This window comes from Streptomyces sp. SP18CS02, assembly GCF_036322365.1.
Taxonomy (GTDB): domain Bacteria; phylum Actinomycetota; class Actinomycetes; order Streptomycetales; family Streptomycetaceae; genus Streptomyces.
Genome location: NZ_JAQYXC010000271.1, coordinates 1 through 4,379 on the forward strand (window position 1 = coordinate 1; position 4,379 = coordinate 4,379).

At 74.2% G+C, this 4,379-nt stretch carries 2 protein-coding genes; one reads left to right on the forward strand and one right to left on the reverse strand.

Annotated features, from left to right (window positions below; translation table 11 throughout):
- On the reverse strand, nucleotides 1-4,164 hold a 4,164-nt coding region (locus PUR26_RS10745), incomplete at its 3' end, for an amino acid adenylation domain-containing protein (protein ID WP_329871545.1).
- Here PUR26_RS10745 and PUR26_RS10750 point away from each other — a divergent pair.
- The coding region (locus tag PUR26_RS10750; RefSeq protein WP_329871546.1) for a hypothetical protein at nucleotides 4,156-4,379 on the forward strand (224 nt) is incomplete at its 3' end. The two genes, PUR26_RS10745 and PUR26_RS10750, sit on opposite strands and share 9 nt — an antisense overlap.

Below are 4,379 nucleotides of genomic sequence, written 5' to 3' on the forward strand. Positions count from 1 at the left end.
CGCCTCGGCCAGGTCCCGCACCAGCGGCGCCAGCGACCACCCGTCGCACGCGATGTGGTGCACCACCAGCAACAGCACGTTCTCCCCCACCCCCGCACCGAACAGGTGCGCCCGCAAAGGCAGTTCGGAACCCAGGTCGAAGGGTCGCGCGGCGTGGGCGGAGAGGACGGCGGCCAGGTCCTCCGCCCGGGTGGACGCGACGACCGTCATGGTGAGGTCCGGCCGCGCCTGGTCAAACGGCAGGATCCGCTGCCGTGCCCGGCCGTGCTCCTCGTGGAACACGGTGCGCAGCGCCTCGTGCCGGTGGACGACGTCGGCGAGCGCGGCGGCGAGGGCCGCGCGGTCGGGCGGGCCGTCGAGGCGCAGCGCGTGGGCGACGTTGTAGGACGCGGCGCCGCCTTCCGCCCGGTCGACGAACCAGAGCCGTTGCTGGGCGTAGGAGAGCGGAAGTGCGGCGGGCCGCTCGGCGGGGAGCAGGGCGGGGCGGGCCCGGTCGGCGCTGTCGAGGCGTTCCGCGAGTGTCGCCACGGTCGGGGCCCGGAAGAGATCGCGGATGGTGAGTTCCGAGCCGAGGGCGCCTCGGACACGGGCGGCGAGGCGGGCGGCGAGCAGGGAGTGGCCGCCCCGGTCGAAGAAGTCGTCGTCGATGCCGACGTCCTGGACGCCGAGGATCTCCGCGAAGAGCCCGCAGAGGATCTCCTCGCGGGGGGTGCGCGGGGCGCGGTGGGTGGCGCCGGCCGCGAAGCCGGGGGCGGGCAGCGCCCGGCGGTCGAGCTTGCCGTTGGGGGTGAGCGGCAGGGCGTCCAGGATGACGATCGCGGACGGCACCATGTAGGGGGGCAGGGTGTGGGCGAGGTGGTCGCGCAGCGCGGCCGGGTCGGTGCCGCCGACGACGTAGGCGACGATGTGCCGGTCCCCGGGGCGGTCCTCGCGGACGACGACGGCCACGTGGGTGACGCCGGGGTGGCGGGCGGCGACCGCCTCTATCTCGCCGGGTTCGATCCGGAAGCCGCGCACCTTCACCTGGCCGTCGGCGCGCCCGGCGAATTCCAGTTCCCCGTCGGCGCGCCACCGGGCGAGGTCGCCGGTGCGGTACATCCGTGCGCCGGGCGGTCCGTAGGGGTGGGCGGTGAACCGTTCGGCGGTGAGGGCGGGACGGTGGCGGTAGCCGTGGGCGAGGCCGTCGCCGGAGACATACAGTTCGCCGACGACGCCCGCCGGGACGGGCCGGAGGTGTTCGTCGAGGACGTACACCTGGGTGTTGGCGAGGGGGCCGCCGACGGGGACGACGGTGCGTTCCGAGTCATCCGCCGTGATCCGGTGGCAGTTGGTGAACACCATCGATTCGACGGGGCCGTAGCCGTGGACGAGCCGCAGGTGGGGGAAGTCCCGCCGGACGCGCAGGAGGTGGGTGACGGAGGGCGCCTCGCCCCCCGTCATGACCTGGCGCAGGGTGCGGAAGACCTCCGGGTGGGTGTCGGCCATGACGGCGAAGAGGCCCGCGGACAGCCAGGCGGTGGTCACCTCGTGTTCGGTGACGAGCGCGGCGATCACGGCGGGTTCGGGGCTCTGGCCCGGGGCGAGGACGCAGGTGCCGCCGTGCAGCAGGGCGGGCCACAGTTCCAGGGTGAGGCCGTCCCAGGAGACGGGCGCGCACTGGAGGAAGACCTGTTCGGGGCCGAAGTGGATGTAGTCCTGCCCGAAGAAGGTCCGGACGGTGGCGCGGTGCGGGGAGGCGACACCCTTGGGGCGGCCGGTGGAGCCGGAGGTGAACAGCACGCACGCGACGTCGTCGGCCAGGACCCGCACGTCGGGCGCCGTGACAGGTCGGTTGTCGATCAGGTCGCGGTCGTGAGGTGTGTCGGTACGGACGAGGGTGAGGTCGTCGGGCAGCCGGCCGGCGAGGCGGCTGTGGGTGACGGCGGTGTGGACACCGGCCCCCTCGACGATGGACCGGATGCGGTCGTCGGGGTGGTCCGGGTCCAGGGGCACGTACGCGGCGCCGCACTTGAGGGCGGCGAGGATGCCCGTGACGAGGTCGGGGCCCCGCTCGACGAGGACGCCGACGAGGTCGCCGCGGGTGACGCCGAGCCCGATGAGGTGGTGGGCGAGGCGGTTGGCGCGGGCGTCGAGTTCCGCGTAGCCGATGCGTTCGTCGCCGGAGATCACGGCAGTGGCGTGCGGCGTGCGGGCGGCCTGCGCGGCGAACAGGTCGTGCAGGCAGCGGTCGTGCGGATAGCCGGCGGCGGTGTCGTTCCAGGTGGTGAGGGTGGTGTGGCGTTCGTCGGCGGAGAGCACGTCGAGGGCGCCGAGGGGGCGGTCGGGGTCGGTGACCGCGGAGTGCAGGAGGCGCTCCAGGCGGGCCAGGAGCGTACGCACGGTGTCGGCGTCGAAGAGGTCGGTGGCGTACTCGAGACCTCCGTCGAGCCCGGCGGGGGCTCCGGTGGCGTCATGGGTCTCGGTGAGGGCGAGGGACAGGTCGAACTTGGCGGTGGTGTTGGCGACGGGTTCGGGGCGCGCGACGGCGTCGCCGAGCCGGACGTCGGTCTCCTCGGTGTTCTGCAGGACCAGCATCACCTGGAAGAGCGGGTGGTGGGTGAGCGAGCGGACGGGGTTCAGGTCCTCGACGAGCCGCTCGAACGGCACGTCCTGATGGGCGTAGGCAGCCAGGTCGGTCTCACGGACGCGGGCGACGAGCTCGCGGAAGGTGGGGTCGCCCGAGGTGTCGGTCCGCAGCACCAGCGTGTTGACGAAGAACCCGACCAGATCGTCGAGAGCCTCGTCCGAACGCCCCGCGACAGCCGTGCCGAGCGGAATGTCGGTCCCCGCCCCGAGACGGGTCAGCAGGGCGGCCAGGCCCGCCTGTACGACCATGAACAGAGTGGAGTGGGTCTCCCGGGCCAGGTCGCGCAGCCGCCGGTGGAGCCCGGGGCCGAACCGTACGGGCAGCAGGGCGCCGTCGCCTCGGGCGTCGCCGGGGCGGGGCCGGTCGGTGGGCAGGGGCAGCTGGTCGGGCAGGTCGGCCAGGGCGCCGCGCCAGTGGTCGAGCTGGCGGGCGAGGAGGCTGTCCGGGTCGGTGCCGTCTCCGAGCAGTTCGCGCTGCCAGAGGGTGTAGTCGGCGTACTGGACCGGCAGCGGCGCCCACGTGGGCGCGTCGCCGGCGGCGCGGGCGGCGTAGGCGGTGGCCAGATCACGCAGCAGCGGATTCATGGACCAGCCGTCGGCGGCGATGTGGTGCATCACCAGGAGCAGCACCTGATCGTCCGCTTCCGCCGTGAACAGGTGTGCCCGCACGGGGAGTTCGTCCGCCAGGTCGAAGCGGTGGGCCGCGGCGGTCCGGAGGGCGGCGGTGAGCTCCTCGGCGGTGTGGCCGTGGTCGGCGACCGCCAGGGGCGGGCAGGCGTGCGTGGCCGGGAGGACGGACTGGCGAGGCAGGCCGTCGGCGGCCGGGAAGCGGGTGCGCAAGGCCTCGTGCCGGCCGACGACGTCGATGAGCGCGGCCTGGAGAGCGTCCCGGTCGACGGTGCCGTGCAGCCGGGCGGCGAAGGTGAGGTTGTAGGCGGTGCCGCTCGTGTCGCCCTGGGCCGCGTCGAGGAACCAGAGGCGCTGTTGGGCGTACGAGAGGGGAAGCTCGGCCGGGCGCTCGACGGGGCGCAGGGCCGGCCGGGCCCGGTCGGCGCCGTCGAGACGACGGGCGAGTGCGGCCACGGTGGGTGCCTGGAAGAGGTCGCGTATGCCGGCCTCGACGCCGAGGGCGGTGCGGATGCGGCTGATGAGGCGCGCGGCGAGCAGGGAGTGGCCGCCCAGGTGGAAGAAGTCGTCGTCGACGCCTGTGTCGGGGACGCCGAGGACGTCGGCGAAGAGGCCGCAGAGGACCTCCTCGCGCGGGGTGCGCGGGGCACGGCCCCCGGCCGTCGAGGCGAGCGCGGGGGCGGGCAGGGCCTGGCGGTCGAGCTTGCCGTTGGGGGTCAGCGGAAGGGCGTCCAGGATGACGACCGCGGAGGGGACGAGGTGTTCGGGGAGCCGGTCGGCGGCGTGGGCCCGCAGCTCCTCGGAGCTCGCGGCAGCGGACGCGTCGAGGACGGCATAGGCGACCAGGCGCTTGTCCCCGGGGCGGTCCTCCCGGACCACCACCGCCGCCTGACGGATACTGCCGTGCCGCATCAGAACGGCCTGCACCTCACCCGGCTCGACCCGGAAGCCCCGGATCTTCACCTGACCGTCCGCACGCCCGAGGAACTCCAGGACACCATCGGCCCGCCACCGCACCAGATCACCCGTGCGATAGACCCGCTCCCCCGGAGAACCGTAGGGGTGGGCGACGAAACGCTCCGCCGTCAGCCCCGGCTGACCCGCATACCCCCGGGCCAGACCCACAC